Annotated in this window: 22 protein-coding genes; all 22 read left to right on the top strand. The window is 69.7% G+C overall.

Going from position 1 to position 22592, the window contains the following annotated elements:
• A partial coding sequence (locus ACWD01_RS33595) for a hypothetical protein (protein ID WP_451167258.1) occupies positions 1–975 on the top strand: 975 nt, incomplete at its 5' end.
• A gap of 1027 nt (positions 976–2002) precedes the next feature.
• Positions 2003–3502, top strand: a complete 1500-nt coding sequence (locus tag ACWD01_RS33590) for a ParB/RepB/Spo0J family partition protein (RefSeq protein WP_451167256.1) — start codon at positions 2003–2005, stop codon at positions 3500–3502.
• A 70-nt stretch (positions 3503–3572) separates the two neighbouring features.
• Positions 3573–3956 (top strand): hypothetical protein, encoded by a 384-nt coding sequence (locus ACWD01_RS33585; protein WP_451167254.1) that lies wholly within the window; start codon positions 3573–3575, stop codon positions 3954–3956.
• 59 nt (positions 3957–4015) lie between these two features.
• Positions 4016–5200, top strand: coding sequence for a DUF3560 domain-containing protein (locus tag ACWD01_RS33580; protein ID WP_451167253.1), 1185 nt, complete (start codon positions 4016–4018; stop codon positions 5198–5200).
• A 145-nt stretch (positions 5201–5345) separates the two neighbouring features.
• Entirely contained in the window at positions 5346–5708 is a 363-nt protein-coding gene (locus ACWD01_RS33575; protein ID WP_451167251.1) for a hypothetical protein, read from the top strand.
• A gap of 124 nt (positions 5709–5832) precedes the next feature.
• Positions 5833–6417 (top strand): hypothetical protein, encoded by a 585-nt coding sequence (locus ACWD01_RS33570; RefSeq protein ID WP_451167250.1) that lies wholly within the window; start codon positions 5833–5835, stop codon positions 6415–6417.
• A 527-nt stretch (positions 6418–6944) separates the two neighbouring features.
• Positions 6945–7358, top strand: coding sequence for a hypothetical protein (locus ACWD01_RS33565; RefSeq protein WP_451167248.1), 414 nt, complete (start codon positions 6945–6947; stop codon positions 7356–7358).
• Between the two features lie 269 nt (positions 7359–7627).
• Positions 7628–8017: a hypothetical protein gene (locus ACWD01_RS33560; RefSeq protein ID WP_451167246.1), complete on the top strand. Its 390-nt coding sequence runs from the start codon at positions 7628–7630 to the stop codon at positions 8015–8017.
• Between the two features lie 65 nt (positions 8018–8082).
• Entirely contained in the window at positions 8083–8583 is a 501-nt protein-coding gene (locus tag ACWD01_RS33555; protein ID WP_451167244.1) for a single-stranded DNA-binding protein, read from the top strand.
• A 294-nt stretch (positions 8584–8877) separates the two neighbouring features.
• On the top strand, positions 8878–10098 hold the full coding sequence (locus ACWD01_RS33550; RefSeq protein WP_451167242.1) for a hypothetical protein: 1221 nt from the start codon (positions 8878–8880) through the stop codon (positions 10096–10098).
• 13 nt (positions 10099–10111) lie between these two features.
• The gene (locus ACWD01_RS33545; protein ID WP_451167240.1) at positions 10112–10837 is read left to right on the top strand and encodes a hypothetical protein; all 726 of its coding nucleotides are present in this window, start codon (positions 10112–10114) and stop codon (positions 10835–10837) included.
• Positions 10838–10905: 68 nt separating this feature from the next.
• The gene (locus tag ACWD01_RS33540; protein WP_451167238.1) at positions 10906–11817 is read left to right on the top strand and encodes a phosphoadenosine phosphosulfate reductase; all 912 of its coding nucleotides are present in this window, start codon (positions 10906–10908) and stop codon (positions 11815–11817) included.
• Positions 11818–11845: 28 nt separating this feature from the next.
• A complete protein-coding gene (locus ACWD01_RS33535) occupies positions 11846–12181 on the top strand; it encodes a hypothetical protein (protein WP_451167236.1) in 336 nt (111 codons plus the stop codon).
• Positions 12182–12361: 180 nt separating this feature from the next.
• On the top strand, positions 12362–13228 hold the full coding sequence (locus ACWD01_RS33530) for a helix-turn-helix transcriptional regulator (RefSeq protein ID WP_451167234.1): 867 nt from the start codon (positions 12362–12364) through the stop codon (positions 13226–13228).
• Positions 13229–13434: 206 nt separating this feature from the next.
• Positions 13435–13644, top strand: coding sequence for a DNA cytosine methyltransferase (locus ACWD01_RS33525; protein ID WP_451167232.1), 210 nt, complete (start codon positions 13435–13437; stop codon positions 13642–13644).
• An 87-nt stretch (positions 13645–13731) separates the two neighbouring features.
• Positions 13732–14373: a hypothetical protein gene (locus ACWD01_RS33520; protein ID WP_451167230.1), complete on the top strand. Its 642-nt coding sequence runs from the start codon at positions 13732–13734 to the stop codon at positions 14371–14373.
• Positions 14374–14519: 146 nt separating this feature from the next.
• Positions 14520–15074 (top strand): hypothetical protein, encoded by a 555-nt coding sequence (locus ACWD01_RS33515; protein WP_451167228.1) that lies wholly within the window; start codon positions 14520–14522, stop codon positions 15072–15074.
• Positions 15075–15498: 424 nt separating this feature from the next.
• Complete coding sequence (locus tag ACWD01_RS33510) at positions 15499–16263, top strand: conjugal transfer protein (RefSeq protein WP_451167226.1); 765 nt, start codon at positions 15499–15501, stop codon at positions 16261–16263.
• The gene (locus tag ACWD01_RS33505; protein WP_451167224.1) at positions 16263–16559 is read left to right on the top strand and encodes a hypothetical protein; all 297 of its coding nucleotides are present in this window, start codon (positions 16263–16265) and stop codon (positions 16557–16559) included. Before ACWD01_RS33510 ends, ACWD01_RS33505 begins: the two co-directional genes overlap by 1 nt.
• Positions 16556–17080, top strand: coding sequence for a hypothetical protein (locus tag ACWD01_RS33500; protein WP_451167222.1), 525 nt, complete (start codon positions 16556–16558; stop codon positions 17078–17080). The genes ACWD01_RS33505 and ACWD01_RS33500 overlap by 4 nt, the downstream gene beginning before the upstream one ends.
• The gene (locus ACWD01_RS33495) at positions 17080–19725 is read left to right on the top strand and encodes an ATP-binding protein (protein WP_451167221.1); all 2646 of its coding nucleotides are present in this window, start codon (positions 17080–17082) and stop codon (positions 19723–19725) included. Before ACWD01_RS33500 ends, ACWD01_RS33495 begins: the two co-directional genes overlap by 1 nt.
• 349 nt (positions 19726–20074) lie before the next feature.
• A complete protein-coding gene (locus ACWD01_RS33490; protein ID WP_451167219.1) occupies positions 20075–22573 on the top strand; it encodes a hypothetical protein in 2499 nt (832 codons plus the stop codon).
• Positions 22574–22592: the final 19 nt, after the last annotated feature.

The following is a 22592-nucleotide window of genomic DNA, read 5'->3' as shown; positions in this document are numbered from 1 at the left end:
GTGATCATGCCCTGGGCGGCATCCCACGACCTCGGCGGCCGCAGCTACGCCGACGTCGTCTCCTCACCCCAGGTCCACTCCCCCCCTGACCACCCCACCAGCTCAGAAGTCAGCAGGAGACGACCAGTCATGCTCGAAGTGACCACGTCTTACGGCCCGGTTCGCCTCACGGCCGCAGAACCCGACGAGTCCGGAGCGGTTCTCTACACGGCCACCGGTGCCGTCCGGGGCCCGTTGCACGTGACAGCCACCCACCACCCCGCCGAATGGCACCGGTTCAGCGCCGTTCGCGTCACTCTCGGCGCGTTGCACGGCATGGATGCCATGCCGGCCGAACCCCTGCCGCGCGTCGCGAGCAGCGCCCGTCCCTACTGGGCAACGGCCCTGCGGAAGACCGAGGAGCCCGCCCATGTCCCGTGGGCATGGCAGTTCGGGGAAACGGTCGACGCGCGGAACGGTGACACGGCGCGCCCCCGCCCCGCTCAGGCACTCGAAGCCGTGATGCGCGCGTGCGCCGAGGACTACGCCAGCAGGCCCGACCTGCCGCGCCTTTCCGCACTCGCCCGACGTCGAGAGACGCCCGGACTGGTCCGGTGGCTCGTGATCCACGGCATCCCCAGCCGCGAGCAGGACGTGCAGAAGTACGAGCAGGAGGCCGAGCGGCACCGGCAGAACGCCGCGCAGGCCACGGCGGCATGGTGGGCCGCCGCCCGCTTGTTCATGGCAGCGCCGTCCCCCGTGCTCGCCCTGGTGCTCGCCCACACGCCCCACAGTTTCGCTCACCGGGCCGCGTATCTGCCGGAATTCGCGGATATGGCCGACGAGCAGGCGCGCCGAGAACGCCGGATCCTGCGGCAGTACCGGACCGAGGTCGAGGAGTTGCGAGGAGCAGCCCGCGCCGAGCGTCTCGCGCGCCGCTGCCTGTCGCATCTCCGCGGCGACGGGGAAGCACGCAACCAGGAAGTGGCCGCATGAATGGCTGTACTCAGGGAGTCCGCCGCAAGCGCGCCCGGCGTACCGTGCCGATCGCCTGCGTCCAGGTGGGCGGGTACGGAGTGAGTATCTACGTGCGTACCGGCCGGTTGTCCGGCCGGTACAGCGTGGACCCCGGTTTCCGTCCGACGCCGGACGGAGTGCTGCACCGTGTGCCGGTGGACAATGTCCGGGCGGTAGGGCGCTGGGCAGCGATCCGGGCCGCCCAGCACAGCGCCAGCAGGCACCGCACCGTTACGGAGAGGCGCGGCCGGGTGCCGGACGGGCCGGTCGTGCCGTTTGGGGGCGGAGCAGTCACTCTGTCCGACCCGGTTCGCCTCAGTCCCGCCAGTCTGGCGCGGCACCCGCACGGTACATACGTAGTTGCCGTGCCGTCATCCGTCATGGGCGACGAGTGGGCCGAGTGGTGGGAGCACGGTTACAGAGGCCGCCTCCGAGGAGTGCGCGCCCTTCAGTGGGCACGCCGGTACGAGACCCGGGCGGACCGTTTTGCATCGGTGAAACGGCGCGCCAAGTAGTCCGCCGCCCGCCGGTCCGTGCGGACCGGCGGGCTCTCCGAGCCGAGTTGACCGGCGCCGGCGGGCCCGCGCTCGGGCGGCCCCACGGTGGCCGACGTGCCGGACGCCCTCACCTGACCAGCGCTCAGCTCCGCCCATCGGCGCAGTTGGGACAGCCCTACAACCGGAGGAGAGCCCGATGGGCAAGCCCCGCACGACCGCACCGCAGACGCTCGCACGACGGCCGCGCGCGAGACCGTACAACACGGGCTGCATCTACTGCGGCGGCACAGCGAGCCGGCGTACTGACGCTGGACGGTGAAGAACGGCCGGTGCTCGCCTGCTCGCGCGACGCCCGATGGCGCGGCCGGCCCTGACGGGCAAGCAACACCGGTGGTGGGGCAGCCGACTTACGCGAAGTTGCCCCACCCCCGCAGCTTATGTATTATGGAACATGTCCGAGGGTGGCTCCCCCGGATCCCCGCAAGATCGTCATATACCAGGAGGTCCCCATGACCACCGTCATCACGCCCACTCCCGCCGAGACCCCCAGTCCCGATGAGGATCAGTTCGAGGTCGTACGGCTCGACCCCGCAGACCTCGAACGCGACCCGTGCAACGCACGCACCGAGGGAACGGCCCCTGACGACCGCCTGATCAACTCCGTGAAGGCCCTTGGAGTCGAGGACGCCATCAGCGTCCGTCCCCTGTCCAACGGCAAGTACGGCGTCTTCAAGGGCTGGCGGCGCGCCCAGGCCGCCCAGATCGCCAACGAGACAGCCGAAGCCGACGGACGGCCCCGCCAGACAGTCAAGGCCGTCATCCGCACCGACCTGGCCGGTCGCGACGCATGGACTCGCTTTTTGTCGCTGGTCGAGAACGACCACCGCTCCCAGATGGAGGCACCCGACGCCATTCGGGCAGCCGAACTGTCGCTCGTCGCCATGAACGACATCGAGCGCAGCCAGGCGAAGCGCGCCCTTGGGCTGAAGGGAAACGCGGTCAAGTCAGCCCGTCGCGCCGCAAAGCTCAGCGACGCCGAACTCCGCAAGGCCAGCGCCGAGGGGATGGACCTGGAACAACTCGCGGATCTCTCCGAGGTCGAAGGTGTCCCTGGAGCCCTGGACAAGCTGAGCCGCGCCAAGGCAGCCGACGACGAGGAAGGCCAGGGAAAGCGCGGGCACTGGGACCACGCCATGGCACAGCTCCGCCACCGGCTCGCCGACAGCGAGGCCAAGCAGAAGGCAGTCGAAGCTCTCAAGGAAGCGGGGGTACCGCTCCTCCGCGCCACGTACGGCAGCGACGGCCCCCGACCGCTCAGCGAGCTGACCAACGAGCTGCACGACCCGCTCACCGAGGACCGGCACACCTCGTGTCCCGGTCACAGCGCCAAGCTCAGCGAGGACTACCAGCCGGTCTGGTACTGCTCCGCCCCGAAGCAGTACGGGCACAACATCGTTCCCAGCGAGCAGGAGCCGAAAAACAAGCTGTCCCCCGAGGAATCCGCCACGCGGCGGCGCAGGATCGCGCGCAACAAGGCATGGGCCGCAGCGCAGGAAGTGCGCCGGGCCGAGATCGCCAAACTGTGCCGGGCCCGTTCGCTGGACGACAAGGCCCGCAAGTTCGTTCTCGTCTGCCTGATGAACACCAGGTCGGCGCACACGAAGTTCGCTCACAGCGCGATGGACAGCACCGCAACCGAGCTCGTGGCCGGGTTCCTCGGAGTGGACGACCCCAACGCCGACACGGCCGCCGCGATCCGGCGCAGCGGCGGACCGTTCGACGAACTGGTCAGCCAGACGGCAAAGGCCAGGGAGTGGCACCTGTTGTTCGCACAGGTCGCAGCCGCCATGGAGTACGCCATCCGGGAGCGGAACGCCTGGCAGAACCTCAGCTCCGAGGAGGGCCGGTGGCTGCTGCTACTCGAAGACCTCGGCTACACGCTCTCCGAGGTCGAGGCCGAGGCAGTGGCCCAGCACCGTCCGACAGCCCCGGACACAAAGGCCGCCTGACCATCCCACCCTGCCGGGGGCCGCTGCACGCGGCCCCCGGTGCCCCTCGCACAGAATCGAGCACCTCAGCATGACCGAACTGTCCGACGTTCTCGCCTACATCGCCCGCGCCAGCAAGGACGATCTCCCGCACCTCAAGCACGCCGCAAAGATCCGTCAGCGAAGGCTGCTCCAGGAGGCTGCCGCCAAGCTCGCCCCTGGCACGCTCGTCACGATCGCGGGGATGAGCCCTCAGGACTGGAACGGGAAGCAGGGCGAAATTGTCGAGGTCGACGCCAAGGCCGCGCGCCTGACGTTCACGGAGCAGTCCACCGCAGCCCTGCGACGCTCACGCGCTACCAGCATCACCCGCCGGATCCCTGAGGGCGTCGAGCGGTGGACGACGTACGCGTGGTTCCCGCTCCAGTGCCTGACGCCCGTGGACCGGGCCGACGGCGGCACCCCGACCCCGTGACATCCACCCGGGCGGCGGTCCTTTCACCGCCGCCCGGGCCCCTTCCACATGGAGCATCCATGGCCCAGAAGCCTTTCCCCACTGTTCAGACCTTTCACGTCGCCTGGTTGGCCGAGTTCGAGGCAGCCACCCCGCAGGAGGCCGCCGGCATGGCGCGCGATCAGCTCCGGAGCATGGATGAGCCAGAGGCGTTCCCGCCCGTGTTTCACGTGTCCGGCCCCGACGGTGAAGCCGTCACCATCGACACGACCGACAAGGGGGGTGCGATCACCATCCGGCACACCCGGTCCCAAGGAACGCTGATCGAGGGCAGCAGCAAAGGCGACGGTGTCTACGACGTCGTCCATCGGCACGGCTTCCGGTACTTCCGGAGCATCAACCGGCTCGGCCTGCCCCGGTCACGGGACCGGGCAGCCCGGCACGCAGTGATCGACGGGGCGGCCGAGGATCTGAGGAGCGCCGGGTACGCCGTCACCGTAGAAGTTCAGGAGGACGTGCGGCGCACCTTCACAGCGGCCGAGGAGGAGCGCAGGCGGCGGGCGGCAGTCCGCGCCGGCAGAAGTCAGGCCGCGGCGAACCGCGCCCAGGCGAAAAGCGAGGAGCTGTGGGCGGAAGCCAACCGGCGGCGCGCGTCGATCCCTCCGGGGCAGCCGCTGCTCATCGATCACCCCTCGTACTCCCGCGAGCTCAAATTCCGTGAGCGGACGTTCGCCATGGAAGGTCAGGCCGTCGCCGAAGGAGAGCGGGCAGCGCAGTTGTCCCACCGTGCCGAAGCAGCGGCGAACTACACCAGCCGCCGTGAAGCAGTGGGAACGACACGCCGCCGCAGAGAGCGTCTGGAGGCGGAGCTCCGGCAGGTACTCCGCCGCATCGAGACCGCCCATGCGGAGGCACCGTCACGCGAGGACCCGGCGGAGCTGGAACGCCGTGCAGCAGAGATCCGCGAGGAACTGACTCACTGGCACCAGGTGCTAGAGGATGCGGAAGCAGCGGGGCGGAAGGTGTGGACGCGAGATGACTTCGCAGCGGGCGACTTCGCACACGTCTGCGGGCGGTGGTACGAGGTCCTGAAGGTCAACGCTCGGTCTCTGACGCTGCCTCCCGGCCCGGTCGACAGCCGGCGGGTGGTCACCCGCGCCGACGCGGCGCCGGGCCGCAGCAGCTCCCGCGTGACCTACGACCAGATCACCGGGCGGCGCACCGCGGACGCGATGACGGCTGCGCCGGCGGAGGCAGACGTCTGACCCCGCACCGGGCGAGGCGTCCGCCTCGAGTCATGCCTGTGCCCACCGCGCTCCCGCGGCGCGCGTGCACGGCACCGCCGGCGGAGCCGAACGGCCGCTCCGATCCACCGCGACGCCCACCCACCGTCTGTTTCTGAGGAGTTCCATGCGTTACGAGGACGAGAGCTCAGCCGACGAGGTGGAGGCCATCAAGGGCGAGCAGGCGGAGGCGGACCAGGAGGCTGCCGCCATGCACGCGGCAGCGGACGCCTGGCACGCCGTGCGGGATCGCGGGTACTGCAACCACGGTTCGGCCGTCGGCTACCGGCACCCCGCCGTCTACCCCGAGCAGGAAGGCCTGGCAGTGGGTCAGCTCCGCTGCACCGCCGGGTGCGGCACCGTCTTCGAGTCCGACGCGGCCTGGTGCGCCGCCCTGGACGATCCCTTGGCGGACCCGGTGCTACTGCCCCGCCATGCGAGCGCGTTGGGGGCGCGGACGGCGGTGGATGGGGGTTGCCCTCCCCTCTGACCTTATGTAGATGCCCGGCCCCGGAGTGACACACCCTTCACGGCCGGGCATCCATCAGCGCTGAGTCGCAGCCCCCGGGGCCTGCCCGCGGCGCGAGCAACGCAACCCCTACGGGAGAGGTATTATGGAAAATGAGTCAAGCTCGCCGGGTCCCGAAACTCCCCTCCCCTATCGACTCGGTGAGCCCGACGTCGAATGCCACTACCCCGTTTCCATCGACGACGGTAAGCACATAGGCCGGATCTTCCGCTGGCACGGCGCGTGGCTGGCCGTCCCCGCTGGCTCCGAGGATGAGATCCGCGTAGCCGACGGACGCAAGGGACGGGACCGCGCCGCCCAATACCTGGCCGCCGAATACGCCGCGGGCCGCATCACCCCCCTGGACTCAGCCGCGAGTAGCGCCCGGGTTCCAACGCTCAGCGGCCCAGTGCCGCTGCTGCACTGGCGCCTGCCTGCCACAACGCGCAACGTCGAGGCCGCGCGGACGGCGATGGCTGGACTGGCCGCGTACCGATGGTGGCCGCTCAGCGGCTATCCCGGCAGCGACAACCCCTGGTTCATGAGCTGTCAACTCTGCGAGTGGACGGGACCGCGCTACTGGAGTCACCTGCGGGGTCGCAACAAGCAGCCACCGCCGCTGTCCCGTCATCGGGGGTGCGTCGACCCCGAGACGGTGCGAGCGCTGATCCCCGCCTACCGCGAGAAGTGACCAGCCAGCACCTGGGTCAAGGGGCCCAGCTCGTCACGCCATGAGGGCGGAGCCGGGGCGCGACCGTACGCGCCCCGGCGGCCCATCCACCCACCCCTGCACCACGAAGAACAGCCATGCCGCACCACACGCTCCCGGACACCACAGACACCTTCCATCTCACCGAATGGCCAGCTGACACATCCGAGTTCGACCCCCTGCCGCCCGGTGTGAGTCCCCGGCCACCACTCCTTCGAGACAGGAGCGACACCATGACCGATGCCGACGGCTCCCGCGGCCGCCACACCCAGACTTCACCAGCCACACGCCGCCCCCCGATACCCGACCGCTGCCGGCACCTCGCGCTGCAAGGGGGGCTCGCCGTTCCCTGGGTCTCTTACCAGCACGCAGGGCACGCCTTGTTCGGCGCGCTGGACTCTCGGCGACGGCTCCAGGCCCTCACGCAGCAGCTCTGCCAGATCTGCTGTGGCCCGTTGATCGAGCGGTCCTGTCTGCTGGTCCGCCCCCGTGACGAGGAAGCCGGGTATGTGGCAGAGCCAGCTCTCCACCCCGAGTGCCTGGCCTACGCCCGCCTGGCGTGCCCGATGCTCAACGGCAACGCGGACACCTACCGCTCGTCAGGAGTCCCCGCCGGACACCCGGTCAACCGCTCCTGCGCTGACCCCCAATGCCCATGCCCGAAGGCACCGAGCAGTGGAACGGACGCCCGCGCCGGCGCGATCGCGGAGGGATGGGCCTGCTGGTTCATCGACACCGCTACGGCCTACCGGATCAAGACCACAAAGGCTGGTGTCGTTCTCGGCCTGGACCTGAACGTCCCCGTGCTACGCATCCGCGTCATCCGGCGTGCCTCCCGGCCTGACCTCGAGACTCTGATGTCCGGCATCCGAGAACTCCTCGGTCTGGAGCAGCCCCCCGCCGAACCTCCGACCGCTTCCTGACCGACGCCGCTCAGTCCTCTAGCCGTGGCTCCGCAGCCTCGTGCGGGGCCACGGCCCGTACGTGCTCCAGCCCACCCCACCCCGACGGCCGAGCTTGACTGCCTCGCGCCTCTCCGGCGGTTGCCCATCGCTGCCCACGTCGTGGGCGGTGCCCGACTGCACCGCGCACGCCTGGCATACGCGGCTCTCTTCCCCGATGGCGTACCCACCCTCTCGCACAACACAGCCCCGAGCCACCGAACGCCACCCGGAACCCAGAAGGACCGACAGTGAACGCACCCATCCTCATCGTTGCCCCTCGGCTTCCCCTCGAACTGCTGCCGACAGCACGCACGTTCCCGCTCCTGACTCGCGAGTTCAGCGAGCTGACCCCCTCCGAGTGGATGTCACCGCCCCTCGTACTGGCCCACCGGATGTACTGCTCCAGGCTCTCCTCCCCAGACAACGACTTCCGCCGCCGGCCGGGCATCGTGGTCCTCGGTGAGGACCTGGACGACGCCCTGATCTGGTCCGACGCCGCAGCCATAGGCTCCGAGGCCGTCGTGATGCTGAGCGAAGACGTTCCGTGGCTCGTGCTGCGCATGCACGAGGCGACCGACTTCCGCTACGTCGACTGGAGCGCCCCCTTCAACGACCCGGGGCCCCAGCCCGTGTCTTGACCTTCCGGGTCAGAAAGTCAAGACACCCGCCAAATTATGTATTATGGAACACGATTGGAGTCGCCATGAGCGGCGAGATCACTCCTACCGTCCACGGCATCGTCCAGGGCGACCCACAGCTACGGCACGCACCCAGCGGCCGCCCCGTCGCCCGCTTCCAGCTCGCATCCACTCCCCGGGAGTACCACCGGCCGACCGGCGAGTGGCGCGACGGCGCACCTGTCATCTTCCTCTGCACCGTCTGGGGCCGCCTGGCCCAGCACGTCGCGGCCTCCCTCGCCGACGGAGTCCACGTGGTCGTGACGGGCCACCTGACCGCCTGTGACCGCGAGCTCCACATGACCGCCAGCCGCGTCGGCATCGATCTGAACACCCACGTCGCCTACGTCGACCACACGCTGCCCGCCCAGCTCACGGGGCGGCAACCTGCCGCTCCCCCGCCGAACCACCGCCTGCGCGACACGGCCCAACCTCCCCCGCAGCGCCACCCGGCAGCCGTAGGCGTCCCACGCGGCTGGGCAGCACGCACTCCGGCAGACGTCCCGACCTGGACGCCCGCCGCCTGACCCAGTCCTCCATTGACGTGCCGGGGCCGTGACCGCGCGCCCCGGCACCGGACACGCGGGGCGAGCAGCTCCCCGCCCCTCTGCCTCCTGCACGACACGAGCGGCATCACGGCCGGTGCGGCCGCGATGCCCCCACCCAGCCGGCGGGAACCCACCTGCACGGTCGCCGGGGCCTGACCACACCGGCCCGCCCGGGAGTTCACCCGGGCCCGGGGCCGGGTCTCCGCTACGCCCGCAACCGGGGCCGCTTTCACATCCACCGCCGTTCCGGCGACGCGACTTCACGAGGTACCGATGTCACACGATCACCCCACGGCGTTCCCCTTGTTCCAGTGCGGCGAGACCATCGACACCGTCGTCAACTGGGGCCTGGGAGTAGATTCGACCGCCTTCCTGGTCAAGATGCTCGATGATCCCCACGCGTACGGCGTAGACCTCGCGCGCACCGTGGTGCTTCACCAGGCCACGGGCAGCGAGTGGCCCCGCACCCGGGAACTGGCAGAGACCTACGCCCTGCCCCTGCTGCGCCGCAGAGGTGTCCGGCTGGTGCAGCTTGCGCGTGGCGGCCAGCACAAGGCCGCGGGCATCACCGTTCTCTCCGACACCCGCCAGCCCCACGAAGTGGTCGACCGCGGTGAGTGGACGCTGTGGGAGGAGTACGAGACCAACGGCACCGTCCCTCAGCAGGCTGGCAGCAGGCTGTGCAGCTTGCGCGCAAAAGGCGAGGTGGGCGACCGGTGGATAGCCGGAGCGATCGACCGCCCGTTCCGCCAGTTCATGGGCTTCAACGCCGACGAGGAAGGACGCAAGTTCCGCGACCAGGCGGCGGCGAAGAACCCTTTGCGCACCGGCTGGTACCCCCTTATCGACGACTGGAGGTGGGGCCGGGAGCGGTGCGAGCAGTTCCTCAGAGACCGTTTCGGCGTCACCTGGGACAAGTCCTACTGCACCTTCTGCTGCTACCCGGTATCGATGGGTGCCCTGCCGGCGCACCTTGCCCGGATGCGGCAGCACCCGGACATCGCCGGAGAGGTCCTGCGGCTTGAGTACACGGCCATGGGGCTCAACCCGAACGCCCGGCTGTTCGGGCGCCGCAGCCTGCTCGAGCAGTTCGATCCCGACCGCGCCAACGACCGCCGCGTCCTGGCCGCATTCGAGGACGAGCTGGACTGCCCCTGGGCTCTCTATCACGTCCGGCGGATCCTGCCCGCGTCCGCAAAGGACCCGGGCATGCGCGGCCGGGCCAAGCGATCGGTCCAGCGCATCGACATCGGCCGCCCTGGTCCGCTCGGAAGGCGCCTGAAGTCCCTTTCCGACCGCCACGGCGTTCCTGTGGAGAGCGACCCGTACGGACGTACCCGAGCGTGGGTGCGCACCCGCGGCACGGTACTGCCCGTGACCGAGGAGCTGTTCGTCACTGGTCCTGCGCGTGTGCGCGACAAGCAGACGAGCGGGTTCGAGGCGGCTTGGCGTGCGGCCGTCGGCGATCCGTCCACGCGACTGCCGACCGGCTGAGCAGGGGGTTGCTGTGCTGTACCTGGCGACGCCCTCCGGCGGCGCGGTCCGGGATGCGATGAGCCGCGGCCTGCTGGGCTGCATGACGACACCGGCTCAGGGCAACCGCATCCCGGACGGTGCGCTGTATGCCTGCGACAACGGCAAGTTCGGCAAGGGCTGGCCTGGTGCCGAACGGTGGTGGGCGTGGCTTTGCGCCACCGTGGACCGATACGGCCCCGCCCACTGTCTGTGGGCCGTCGCCCCTGACGTTCCGCTCGATAGCGCGGCGACCCTCGTGGAGTCGCTGCCCTGGCTATCGCGCATCCGGGAGCTCGGCGTTCCGGCGGCCTTCGCAGCACAGGACGGCTGCGAGAACTCCCGGCTGCCATGGGAGGAGTTCGACGTTCTCTTCCTCGCCGGCAGCACCGAATGGAAGACCGGCCCCGCCGCCGCTGGGCTCGCCGAGGAGGCCGCGGAGCGCGGCGTCACCGTCCACATGGGGCGTGTGAACTCCCTGCGTCGAATGGGCTGGGCCAACGCGCTGGGCTGCTCCAGCTGTGACGGAACGCTGCTCGCCTTCGGTCCGGACATTCACCTGCCGCGCCTGCTGGCATGGCTCGACTCACTGCCCGATCACTCAGGCCCTCCCGCGCAGCCACCGCCCGCCAGCAGTGCGCTCGGCGGAGACACCATCACCCAACTCCCAGGAGGAAGCACCCCGTGTCCGCTCACCAGCAGGTCGCCATTCCCGACCTGACTCAGTACGACGTGATAGCCCCGCAGCTGTCAGGGGGCAAGGGCAGCGCCGTGACAATGTGACTGTGCATGGACGCCGCCCGGCGTGCCGGCGTGGTCGACCGCGTGCGCAGCTACCATGCTGCGCTCCCGGTGCTCGACTGGCCAGGAGTCCACTTCGCGGGCCGCGAGTGGCTCGGCGTCGCCGAACTCGCCGCCGCGCAGAGCCTGGCGTTCGGCCTGCCGCCCGCTCAGCACCGTGAAGTGACCCGGACCGTGCCCGGCCCCGACGGCAGGCGAATGCCCCACTCCCTGCTCACTGAGATCGCGCTGTACGGGAGGTTCCCCAGGATGGGTACCAAGTACTGCACGAAGTCGGCGAAGGAGTCGGTCGTATCGGCAAGCTGGACCCCATACGTCTCGGCCCGCTCGCGGGAGCTGGGCCGACCGGTGCGCATCCTGAAAGTGCAAGGCCAGCGACGGGCGGAGAGCCGCCAGCGGCGTGACCTGCCGGCCATGCGCACCGTGCTGCGCAACAGCGCCCGCGTCGTCGACGAGTGGCTGCCCGCGCTCGACTGGTCTACGGAGGCGGTGTATGAGTGGCTCGACGACTACCCGGAGCTGCGCCACTGGACGTACGACTCGGCTCCCGGGGCGTACGACCGGGCGGGCACGTCGCGCTGCTCTTGCTCGCTGTGTGGCTTTGCCTCCCGGCGTGATCTGCTGATCTCCGTCGGTCGGCGGCCGCGGCTGGCCGCCCAGTACGCGGAGGTCGAGGCCGTTCGCGGAGACAGCTTCCGGCCGGACTACCGCATTCACCAGCTGATCCACGAAGCCGCCATGTCCGGTGCCCCGGAGCCGGGCATAGTCTGCGACGATGAGACTCCGGCCTTCGACCATGTCGCAGCGCAGGTTCGGGCAGCGCTCCGGAAGGAGCCTCGCAAGCTGGTCGATCTCGCACGCCGCGCAGCCGGGGAAGACGTCTGCACGCTCTGCACCTGATCGCCACCACAACAGCTGGGAGAAAGCAATGACCGCAACGAGCACCGCCCTGCTGCTGCAGCTCGCAGCTGTCGACGGCCCGACCGAACTGGAGCAGCGGCTCCCCGCGGGCCACGCCGCCTGGTGCGCGGGCTTCGCCGCCTTCCGCTCCGAAGTCACCATGCACTGTGAGGGGCTGAGTGCTGCGGAGTTGGCCGACCGGTGCGCCCAGGCCGGTGCCCAGCCGGTAGTAGGACTGACTCGAGACGAGGCCGTGGCCGAGTTGGCCTTCGCACTGTGGGAGTGCACGCCGGCCTCTATCGCTTACACGGAGGCGGCTGAGCGAGCCGCTGAACTGGGCATCTGTCTGGTCGACCAGTGGTGAGCGCACCGCGGTCGGGAGGGTACGCGGCCTGTCGGTAGCTTTCAGGTCGGCCGCACGCTTCCCGCGGAGTGGACAATTTTCCACGCCGTATGCATTATGGAACTTGCCGCTCGGGTTCGCGCGGCGCCCCTGACACTCTGGATGAGGTGCATCATGTCGCAGGCTGCGGATCGCCGGCTCGTGACCACTGCCGAGATCTGCGAGGAGTTCGACGTGCGGCCCTCGCGCATCAGCGAGTGGTCCGGGGCCCGGGCCGAGTCCGGATTCCCCGAGGTAGCGAAGACCGAAGGCCGGAAGCGCTACTGGCACTTCGACGAGGTCGCCGCGTTCTTCGCCAAGCGCGCCCAGGCGCGGGCTCCGCAGCCACTGCCGGCCGACGTCTACGAGAAGGACCAGGGTGAGCTGCTCACCACGGCCGAAGTCGCCAAACTCCTTGGTTACGCCCCGTCGACGATCTACTGGTGGTTGCGCCAGCTGCCCGGCTACTTTCCTGAGCCGGACGAGACCATCGATGGCATGAAGTGGCGTCTGGGCACGGTTGTCGCCTGGCACTCGAGCCGACCCGGCTCGGGCCGCACCAAGGGCAGCAGCCGGAAGACGGTAGCCCTGCCAGAGGTCAGCTGGGAGGGCGACCCGGAGGACCTCCTCGGCACGAAGGAAGTCGCAGCGCTCCTTGGTTTCTCCAGCTCCACTTCGTTCTCCAGCTCCCTGTACCAGGGCAATCTCCCCCGGCTGCAGGAGAACGTCGTCAAGGTCCCCGGCCGGGGGCGCGAGGTCAACAAGTGGCCCCGGCGCGTGGTCGCCGAAGTGGCCCGCGAACGCGGCATCCTGAAGGCGACCACGGAGGAGACCGTGGGCATCAAGGAAACAGCAGAGCTCCTCGGGTACAGCGACTCCAACAGCTTCCTGAGTGCACTGTCGCGAGGAAGGCTGCCGGAGCTCGCCGAGCCCGACGAACGGGTCGCTCCCGCGGCCGGCGGCCGCCAGCAACCCAGGTGGACCCGTGCCCGCGTGGAACGGGTCGCAGCAGCTCGCACCTCCTCCTGACGAGGTTCGGGCACCATAGATGTGGCCGTCTGGCTGTGGGCACGACGATCGCCCCGGCGGGCCGGACGCGCCACCCGATGGTCGGTATGAAGAGGCAGCCACCTCTTCTCCCGTACCGGCTCCGGCCGGTACGGGGCCGACCGTTGGCCCCTTCCACCGAGGCTCTCCATCAGGACACAAAAGAGCAGATTTAGACATCTAAGAGAGTGTATTTAGCTCTTTGCTGGGCGGCGGCAACCGTCGACGACTGCACCATCCGGATGCTCGGCACCAAGGAGTTGATGGCCTGCCAGCGGTTCCCCGCAGACTACGAGGTCCACGGCAACCAGACCCAGAGGATCCTCCAGGCCGGCAACGCCGTCAGTGTCAACGCAGCTCGCTGGCTCGGGGAGCGCGTGCTCCCCTGCCTGGTCTGAACCCCCTCCCGGCTTCCGAGGCGGCAACCGACGAAGCCGGGCCGACCCACCACAGACGCGGCCACCGAGCCGCTCGAAGGAGCCACCATGCCTTTGAATCCGCTTCGCCCTCCCCTGTGCGTCATCCACGCCATCATCGCCGACGAAGACGGACAACACCGGACCGTCGCCCGGTACTCGCCCGCCGCGCCTTTCGGGACAGCGGCCTGGCAGCTGCCGGTCATCTCGGGGTACCTCGCGCACCTGCGTCGCTCAGGGTCCGCGCCCTCCAGCAACAGCTTCGCCACCTACCTCGAGCAGCGCCGGAACACACCGGTGCCCGCCCCGCACCTGCCGTTTCCACACGCCCCCTGGCACGACACGCGGGTGACCTGCTTGATCGACCTCGCGCTCACCCCCAGGGGATCCATGGGGTGGCCCTCCGTGTCCCTCGTCGTCATGCAGCAGGAAGCCGGGCTTGGCCGCTGCTCCTGGAGCAGAATCGAGCGGCGCATCGGCTACCTCTCCGTCATCGACCACGCACGGCAGGAGATCGCCGCCGAGGAGCTCCGCATCCGCGAACGGCTACGCAAGAGCGACGACAGCGGGGTACGCGAGCTGCAGGACCTCGCCACCCACGTCGTCGCCTGGACGAGAAAGCTGCACAAGGCAGCGCAAGGTGACTACACGCTGTCACGGGCGAACGTGGTCCGAGCGGCCACCGCGGGTGCATCCAGGCCCTCGCGGTGAGGAGATGATGGCCGACGGGAGCACCATCGCTGGTGTCGGTCCGGGCGGCAACCCGACCGATCGTCCCGTCGGCCATCTGCACTCCAACCCACCAGGTCGAAGCGGTGCCAGTGTAGTGCCCTGTACGTTCACACCCAGGAGGCACGATGGCGAGGAAACGACGCCCCCAGGCGCGCGTCGTAGACGGACGCCGCGTGGTGAACCGCGACTGGATCGCCGAACGCACCGGCGCGGGGGCATCGACCGTCAAGCACTGGTACGCCTCCCGCCACGATCCTCGATACCAGGACGCCGGCTGCGAGCGACCGCCCGCCCCGTTCCCGGAGACGGCCTGCACCATCGGCCGCGTCGACTTCTACGACGAAGAGCAGTTCGAAGCGTTCTACGCCGCGCATCGCGCACGAAAGAGGATGCGGGTTCTGCCCACGGACCCGGAACTGTACGAGGGCAGCCATGAGGACCTGGTCTCCATCAACGATGCTGCCCGCTGGTTCCACTTCGCCGGTCCCGGTGTCATCCGGAAGTACCTGAGAGCGAACCCCGGCTACTTCCCCGCCCCGGTCGACACCGTCACCGGGCCTTCGGGGCGGGACATCCCTGCCTTCCTCCGGGGCGATCTGCAGGCCTTCGCCCGGCGCCGGGACGGAGACAATACCGGGGTCGCAGGCCGTCGATCCGCCCCGCCTGGCAGCACCGACTAGCTGTGCCAGCTCCCCGCCCCGTCTGACCTGCAGCGGGGAGTACGAGTCTGGCCAACTCCCTGCCGACTCCCCACTACTCCCAGCGCGGATCGCCGCCTTCTCGTGATGTAGCAGGCCCGGGACTGGGAGCGGATCAGGGAGTAGTACGCGGCTCCATGGAGGCGTTCCTCTCGCCTCGACTTGTGGAGTCCTCATGCCTACTTCTCTGCGGCGCAGGCCCGTAGAGCCTGGCGAGGGCCGGCCTCCGGTCCGCCTACGTCCGATGCGACGCGGTGTCTCGGCTACGCGGGCTGTCGCCTGGGCGGCCATTGCCACCGGCCCGGTCGCCCTCATCGTCTCCCACCTCACTCCGCGCACCGTCGTGGCGCCTACGCAGCAGGCCGCCGCAGCGGCACCTGCTGGGCGCACCGTTGATCCGTCCGGTGTGGCGGAGCTGTTCTGCGATCTGTGGCTGCGCAGCGATGCCCGGGTACCGGACAGCGACACTGCGCAGAGCGTTCGCGCCCTGGCCCCGGAAGTCGACCTCCCACGCAGCAGTACGCACGGTGATGCGCAGCGCGTGGTGCGCACGGTGGCCGTGCGCAGTGCTCAGCTGCAGGAGAGCCGTTGGTCGGTCGTGGTCGCCGCTCACTTCGAGGCGCCGGCCGGCCGGGACAGTGCGCAGACGTCGGTGCGGTACTTCGCCGTTCCGATCGCGGTGGCGCCGTCCGCGGGTGGTGCGGGGGCATTCACTGTCACAGGTGTCCCGGCACAGGTAGCTGGTCCCCGGACCGTCGGCCTGAGGGACGGTTCGTTCCCTCACGTTCTGCCTGCCCGCAGCGCACTCGGCACGACGCTGGGTGAGTTCTTCAATGCCTACCTGGCCGGTGTCGGCCGGGTTGACCGGTACCTGGCTCCCGGGACGGAGCTGGCCGGGGTCGGCGGGGCGGCGTACGTGTCGGTGCGGCTGGATGAGGTCGCTGCCGAGTCCGATGCCGGGGACGGGCCGGTTCCTGGGGACGGAACGCGAGTACGCGTGCAGGCCAAGGTGACTGCGCAGGGTTCCGGTCAAGCCCGCATGCCGCTGCGGTACACCGTGGTGATGGCTGCGCGGTCGGGCCGCTGGGAGGTCTCGGTCATCGAGGCCGGTGCTCCCGCCACGCCGGTGCGCAGCACGGGGACGGAGTCTGCGCAGGGGGGTGCGCAGTGATGCGCACTGTTCAGATCGCCGGCGCGCTGGACGACTTCGGAGATTCGCTCATCGACACGGCCGCATCGTGGGGTGACCGGATTCTCCCGATCGCTCTGATCATCATCGTGATCATCACGATCCTGCGGAAGGTGTCGTTCAAAGCTGCCATCGGGGCGTTGATCGCCATGGTCCTGGCGATGGGTATCTACAACTCCCGGGACAGCCTCTCGAAGATGGTCGAGGACGAGGTGAACAACCCGGCCGGATCTGCCGGGGTGGAGCAGGCCCCCGGCGGGGCGGGGGATCAGCCGTGAGCGGGCACGGTGCGGGGCGGCAGCGGGTCGCCCGGGTCTACACCTCCGCCCGGCGCCATCCGTGGGTGCTGGGCAAGCTCGGGGACTGGGTGATCTGGTTCGGCCCTTACACGCCGGCCCAACTGGTGGTCATGGGGGGCGGTGCTGTCCTGCTCATCTACACCTTCTCCTGGTGGTCGTGGATGGGCCCGATTCCGATCGCCGCGTGGGCTGTATCCATCTGGGCGGCCCGAGGGGCCAAGGTCGGGGGACGGTCGCCGTTCACTGCACTGCTCGGCTGGGTGACGCTGCTGGCGCAGCATCCGGCCGGGCGGGTGGGCGGCCATGTCGCACGGGACCGGCGAGCAGCCAGCCTCACCGGGTCCGTGGTCATCGAGGAGGGCCCTGCCTCGGTCGTCAAGGGTCAGGCGCGACCGCTTCGTGGGCCGGCATCGAGCCCTCAGCCCGCCGCAGGGCCGGCCAGTGGGCTGGCCCGACTGCTCGCCGAGACCGGTGACCACGCCGGGGCGGGGAGGTCGTGATGCGAGTTCCCTTCCGGCACGTGGCCGGGAATCTGGTGTGGTCGGCCAGCGGTGTCTGGGCGGTCTGGCGGGTGGATCCCACCGGCGGCCGATATGTCCCTGCCCGAGTTCGTGAGGAACTGCTCGACCGGGTCACCGGCCTGGTGCGGTCCCTGTCCGGTGCGCCGCGGCTGTACGGGTTGGCCGCCCGGGTCGATCCCGGCGAGGTCGCGGAGCAGATGGTCGACGGAGTCGACTGGGAGAACCGTCCGGCGTGGGCGGAAACCACGGCTGCATGTCTGGACATGCTCGCCGGACAGGAGATGCACCGGAGAACGCTGTGGCTGGCCGTTCCTCTGGATGCCGATCACAGCCGCCTGGGACTTGGGCCCGCAGTGACGGCTGCACGGGCTGAGCTTGATGACCTGCTGGGACTCGATCCGAAGCCGGTGTCCGCCGGAGCCGTGGCGGACATGACGGAACAGGCGCGGCGGGTCGAGGCGGAGTTGAGCGGTGGGTTGGCGATGCGTGCCGCCCGTCCTGCGGAGATCGTGTGGATGGTTCAGCATGCGGTCCACCGCGGGTTGGAGGAGCCGCTCCTGTCCGATGCCGAGAACTCTCGCCTGTTCGGGAGCCGGGTCACGGGCGGAGTGCTGCGGTCACCGTCGTATGCGGACCTCGGACAGGTCCGGATGCTGGAGGGTGGCCAGGGGGCGTCGTCCTACGCGCCCGCCGGCTCGGAGCCGGCGCAGGGGAAGGGGCGGCGGCGCGAGAGGAAGGCGCGGGGGCCCTGGTGGCGTGCGAGCGGGGCGTCACCGCTGGGGCGGCGGTGGCTCCAGGTGGAGTGCGAGAGCGGCACGGGCTATCAGGCTCACCTTGCGCTGGCGGAGATGCCTGCTGCTCGGACGGTGGAGTACGCGGATGTTCTGGCTCAGCTGGAATCTCTGGACTTCCCCGTGGACTTCACGGTCGATCTTCAGCTGGTTCCCGCGAGTCGGGCCAAGGAGCAGGTGCAGCGGAAGAAGAAGGACTTGCTGGACCAGGCCGAGCAGTACGGGGCTCAGCCGACGGGCATGCCGCACTCACTGCCCGACGCGGCCGGAGCCCTGGCGGAGGAGGACGAGCGGCTGTCGCGGACGAGCGTCGAAGTGGAAGTCCAGTCAGTGACGGTCTTGAGTGTGTGGGGGCCGGACGCGGCTGTGTGTGACGCTCGGGCCCGGGCGCTAGCTGGGCTGCTGTCCGGTGGGGACTACCGTGCCGTGCGCCCCCACGGCATGCAGGAGCAGCTGTTCCTGCTTGGTCTGCCCGGCGCTCGGCGGCCGCCGGCGGTGCGGGAGTTCGTGCAGCATCAGCTGTCGGAGGACTGGGCCGCGACGGGGGCGTTCACGAGCACACGGCTGGGTGATCCCACCGGCGTGATGGTCGGCACGGATCTTGATTGCGGCACGGTGCGGCCGGTCCTGCTGAACATCGCGGACGCGCCGCAGCGCAATGCGTCGGCGTCAGTGGGCATCGTCGGGGACCTCGGCGCGGGCAAGAGCGTGCTGGAGAAGCTGCTGACCTCCTCTGTCGTCGACCGAGGTGGGCGGGCCATCGTCATCGACCGGACTCCCATCCGAGAGTGGGCCTCCTTCGCGCGGTCGGCCGCGGGCGATCGCTGCCAGGTGATCGACGCCGCTCAGGCGGCGCTGTCGATCGACCCGCTGCGGGTGTTCGGCGGGCCTGTCGGGGCGCATTACGCCCTGTCATATCTCACCTTGCAGCTCGGGGTGGGCCCGATGTCAGCATCTGGCGCCGTGCTACACCATGCGGTGGAAGAAGCGGCAGCCGGCACGGCCCCGTCGATGGCGCGAGTGCTGGAGATTCTGCGCGAGCTCGCGCGGGGCGACAGCGGTTCGCCGACGCGCCGGGACGCGGCGGCGACCATGGCGGATCTCCTTCAGATCGTTGCGACCAACCCGCTGGCCGCCTTGGTGTTCGATCCCTCGCTGCCCCCGGTGACCTTGGACGGCGACCTCGGCGCGGACATGGTGGTGGTGACCACCGCCGGGCTGACGCTTCCACCGCGGGAGGCCTTCGCGAATGTGGAGATGCTGCGCCAGCAGCCGCTCGAGGCCTTGATCGGCCGGGCGGTGCTGTATCTGATTGCGGCGATAGCCCGGCAGGCCGCGTTCAGCGACCCGTCTCGGTTCTGCACGGTGTCGATGGACGAGTGCTACTGGCTCACCTCCTCTGCGGAGGGCAGCGCGCTGGTGCACGAGATCCTCCACGACGGCCGCAAGCACGGCGCCGGGTGTCTCCTTGGCGCACACGACACCGACGAGCTGGGCAAGGACGCGGGTCTGTTGGCGTACAAGGTTCTGGCGCGGACCAGCGACACCGCACGCGCCCGCAAAGGGCTGGAGTTCCTCGGACTGGACAGTTCGTCGGAGGACCTCGTGCGCTTGGTCACCACCGGGTTGTCGCCGGTCGGGCAGAAGGGCCGCGACGGCGAGATGCTGCTGCGGGACCCGCGGATGCAGGTGGGGCGGGTCCGTGTTCATGTTCCTCCCGTGCCGCGAATTCAGCGGGCGATCTTCACCACCCCGCCGACGGCTGCCAGGCACGAGACGGCGGACGGCAAGGACACGGCGATGGTGTCCCCTGTACAGGAGTCTGCGCTGTGAGCAGGAGCAGGCGGGGAGGAGGGATCGCCAAGAGCTGGTTGGTGGTTCTGACCGGCTTGGCCCTGCTGGCGTGTGCCGGCGCGTCGTGGTGGCTGCCCTCCGCGCCGCCCGCGGAGAGGGAGAAGCAGCACAGGCAGGCGCCGGTCGGTCAGGACGGGGCGCAGTGCGGTTCCGCGGAATACGGCCGGCCGTCAGGTCTCCGTCGGGGCCTCTGCTCAGAGCAGCAACGGCTGTGGTTGCTCGGCTTCTCGACTGCCGCGCTGGTGTCGGGAGCGGGACTGATCGTCACGGCAAGGCGGGTGCGGCAATGATGTGCCTGGACAGGAGTAGAGCGCGGTCGGTCGCCTGGGTGTCGCTGCTGACGATCGTCTTCCTGACTGTCAACAGCAGTGTCGCGCATGCGGCCACCGGGGGGAACGCGGCCGGTGACTTCCTGGCGCCGCTGAACGTGCGCAGCAGTGAGGGCGTGCCGATCAATGGGTACGAGGTCGATGCCTCGGGCGGCTCGGTGCTGGACATCGAGGGGCAGGGCCTGTCGTTCGTCCTCGGCGGCCTGTTCACGATCGTGCGGCTCCTGGTGGGCCTTGCTGGCTGGGCGCTCGAGTTCGCCTTCCGGTTTCCTCTGTTCGGCATGCTGGCCGGTCCTGCCCAGGAGGTGTCCGACGCCTACGAGCGCGTTGTCGTCGACAGCCTGGGGCTGAAAGGGTTGCTGCTGTCATGGGCGTTCGTGGTCGGGCTCGTCACCATGGTCCGGGGCAGGGTCGGGCGCGGACTCGGCGAGATCCTGCTCACCTTGGTGATCGCGGCTCTGGCTGCTTCCGCGTTGGTTCGGCCTGACTACCTGCTCGCCGAGCACGGCCCCCTGGTGCGCACTCAGCAGGCCGCGGCGGAAGTCGCGACCACGACGGTCAATTCGTACGACTGGGGCGGAAAGATCGCGACGGTGGGGCCGTGCGACAACACGAGCGGCAGCGCGGAGCGGGACTGTTACCAGCGTGAGGCGCACACACCGGTGACTGCAGAGCAGGTGACCCGGCCCTTGCTGGACTCGGTCACCAACGCTCTGGTGGTGAAGCCGTACATGCTCCTGCAGTACGGCCGGATCCTCGACCCGGGCAAGGAGTCCGACCGCGCCGCCTACCAGGTACACCTGAAGTGGGTCAGTGGCGCGTATCGGCCTGCCGAGCAGTCGGACGGTGACGACAAAGAGGACCCGTGCGGCATGCTGAAGGGGCCGGCCAAGGAGTACTGCCGCGACGACGGCGATCCCAGCACTTCAGCCCCGGACGCCGATCTCCCCGAACTGACGCCCGGCGGCGAGCTTCTGGAAAGCAGAAGTCCCCTCGTTTCCGACGAGGACCGGCAATTCGCCGCCTTCCTCAAGGACCTCGAGGAGGCGGGGCCGGTCGGGAAGGCCTCCGCCCAGTACGCCAAGGAGCCGACCTGGTGGCGTGTCGGTGGCGCCGTGCTCCTCCTGGTCGCTGCCCTGCTGATCTGCGCCCTGCTGCTCTCTTCGGCCATGGTGCTCCTGGGGACGCAGGCCGCGAATGTCGGGGCAGCCGCCTTCGGCGTCGTCACGTTCGTGTGGGGCATGCTGCCCGGTCCGAGCCGCCAGGCGGTGTGGAAGTGGTTGGGGCTGTTCTGCGTCAGCATCATGACCCTGTTCGTGATCTGCATGGGCATCCCGGCCCTGGCTATCGCCATGGACGTGATTCTCACGGACGGGCCCGAGCTGATGGTCGAGCGGCTGCTACTCCTGGATGCTCTGGCCGTCGTCGGGCTTGCCTTCCATCGTCGCCTGCTCAACGGCGTCTCCACATTCGGGCAGCGGCTCGTTGTCCAGATGCGCTACGCCAAGGTCGGCGGGACGCACATGCCGGGCGACAGCTCCGAGATCGGTGCCGCGCTCGCGATGCATGGAGGTGGTTCCTTCACGGGGGTGCGGTCCGGGCTGCTCGTCGGCCCGTCCGGCGCACATCGCGCGTTCGGGCTGCGTCAGGCCATGCTGGGGAGTCTCACCAGCATGGCCGACGGAGCAGGGTCGCCGGGCGACCCGAGCCGGCTGCTGAGCGATGCGCGTATGCAGGCCCGTCGGGGCCTGGCCCCGCTGGCTCTCGGCGCGCACGGCGGCCGTCTGGCTCTACGCGGTGCACACGCGGCTCTCATCGGGCCAAAGCCCCCCGAGGAGGACCCCTCTCTGAAACTGCTGCGTGCCATCGCCGAGGGCGGCGGCGCCGGATCGGGGGCGCGGGGACAGGGACCGAACGGCATGGTCGTCAACCACCGGACCGGCGAGGTCCTGCACGACCCGCAGACCGACCGTCCACTGCTCGGACCGCGGATCCATCAGCACGCCTCCCGGCTGCGGGGCTACCGAGTGGCGGCCCGCGCCGCGCAACTGGGGTACGGCGCGACGATGGGGCTGCCCCGAAACGTGCGCACCGCCCGCGCGGGGGCCACGCAGTTCACAAGGGACGCTCGCACGCAGCTGCGAGTCACGGCGAACCAGGTCCGTAATGACGCAGAGCGGTGGCAGGGCATGGCGCAAGGCGCCATGCGCAGAGTCGACACCGTCGGCCAACGAGCCGCAGTGGCATGGCAGGTCAATGACCCGGCTGGGCGCGCGCGTGCCCTGGCCCGCGACGCGGCTGTCGGTGCGGCTCTGTACGCCCCGCCACCCGAGTCGCGCGACAGCGGCCCGGCGGCAACGGCCGTACGCCCGGAGGATCCATCCGTCGACGCGCGCCGCCGTGTGCTCGATGCCCTGATGCAGGCCCAGCGCGCCAGCTGGCCCAGCGACCCCCATTGGGTACGCCGTCGCGACGAGCGGGAGGGCAGCGAGGAATGAGTGCGTGGAGGAAGACCGG

This window comes from Streptomyces sp. NPDC002835 (assembly GCF_053591995.1).
This window is presented reverse-complemented; position numbering and strand designations above follow the sequence as displayed.

Coding starts and splice junctions, on each gene's coding strand:
- ACWD01_RS33590 (WP_451167256.1), top strand. CDS start 2,003: ATGACCACCGTCATCACGCCCACTCCCGCCGAGACCCCCAGTCCCGAT.
- ACWD01_RS33585 (WP_451167254.1), top strand. CDS start 3,573: ATGACCGAACTGTCCGACGTTCTCGCCTACATCGCCCGCGCCAGCAAG.
- ACWD01_RS33580 (WP_451167253.1), top strand. CDS start 4,016: ATGGCCCAGAAGCCTTTCCCCACTGTTCAGACCTTTCACGTCGCCTGG.
- ACWD01_RS33575 (WP_451167251.1), top strand. CDS start 5,346: ATGCGTTACGAGGACGAGAGCTCAGCCGACGAGGTGGAGGCCATCAAG.
- ACWD01_RS33570 (WP_451167250.1), top strand. CDS start 5,833: ATGGAAAATGAGTCAAGCTCGCCGGGTCCCGAAACTCCCCTCCCCTAT.
- ACWD01_RS33555 (WP_451167244.1), top strand. CDS start 8,083: ATGAGCGGCGAGATCACTCCTACCGTCCACGGCATCGTCCAGGGCGAC.
- ACWD01_RS33550 (WP_451167242.1), top strand. CDS start 8,878: ATGTCACACGATCACCCCACGGCGTTCCCCTTGTTCCAGTGCGGCGAG.
- ACWD01_RS33540 (WP_451167238.1), top strand. CDS start 10,906: ATGGACGCCGCCCGGCGTGCCGGCGTGGTCGACCGCGTGCGCAGCTAC.
- ACWD01_RS33535 (WP_451167236.1), top strand. CDS start 11,846: ATGACCGCAACGAGCACCGCCCTGCTGCTGCAGCTCGCAGCTGTCGAC.
- ACWD01_RS33520 (WP_451167230.1), top strand. CDS start 13,732: ATGCCTTTGAATCCGCTTCGCCCTCCCCTGTGCGTCATCCACGCCATC.
- ACWD01_RS33515 (WP_451167228.1), top strand. CDS start 14,520: ATGGCGAGGAAACGACGCCCCCAGGCGCGCGTCGTAGACGGACGCCGC.
- ACWD01_RS33505 (WP_451167224.1), top strand. CDS start 16,263: ATGCGCACTGTTCAGATCGCCGGCGCGCTGGACGACTTCGGAGATTCG.
- ACWD01_RS33495 (WP_451167221.1), top strand. CDS start 17,080: ATGCGAGTTCCCTTCCGGCACGTGGCCGGGAATCTGGTGTGGTCGGCC.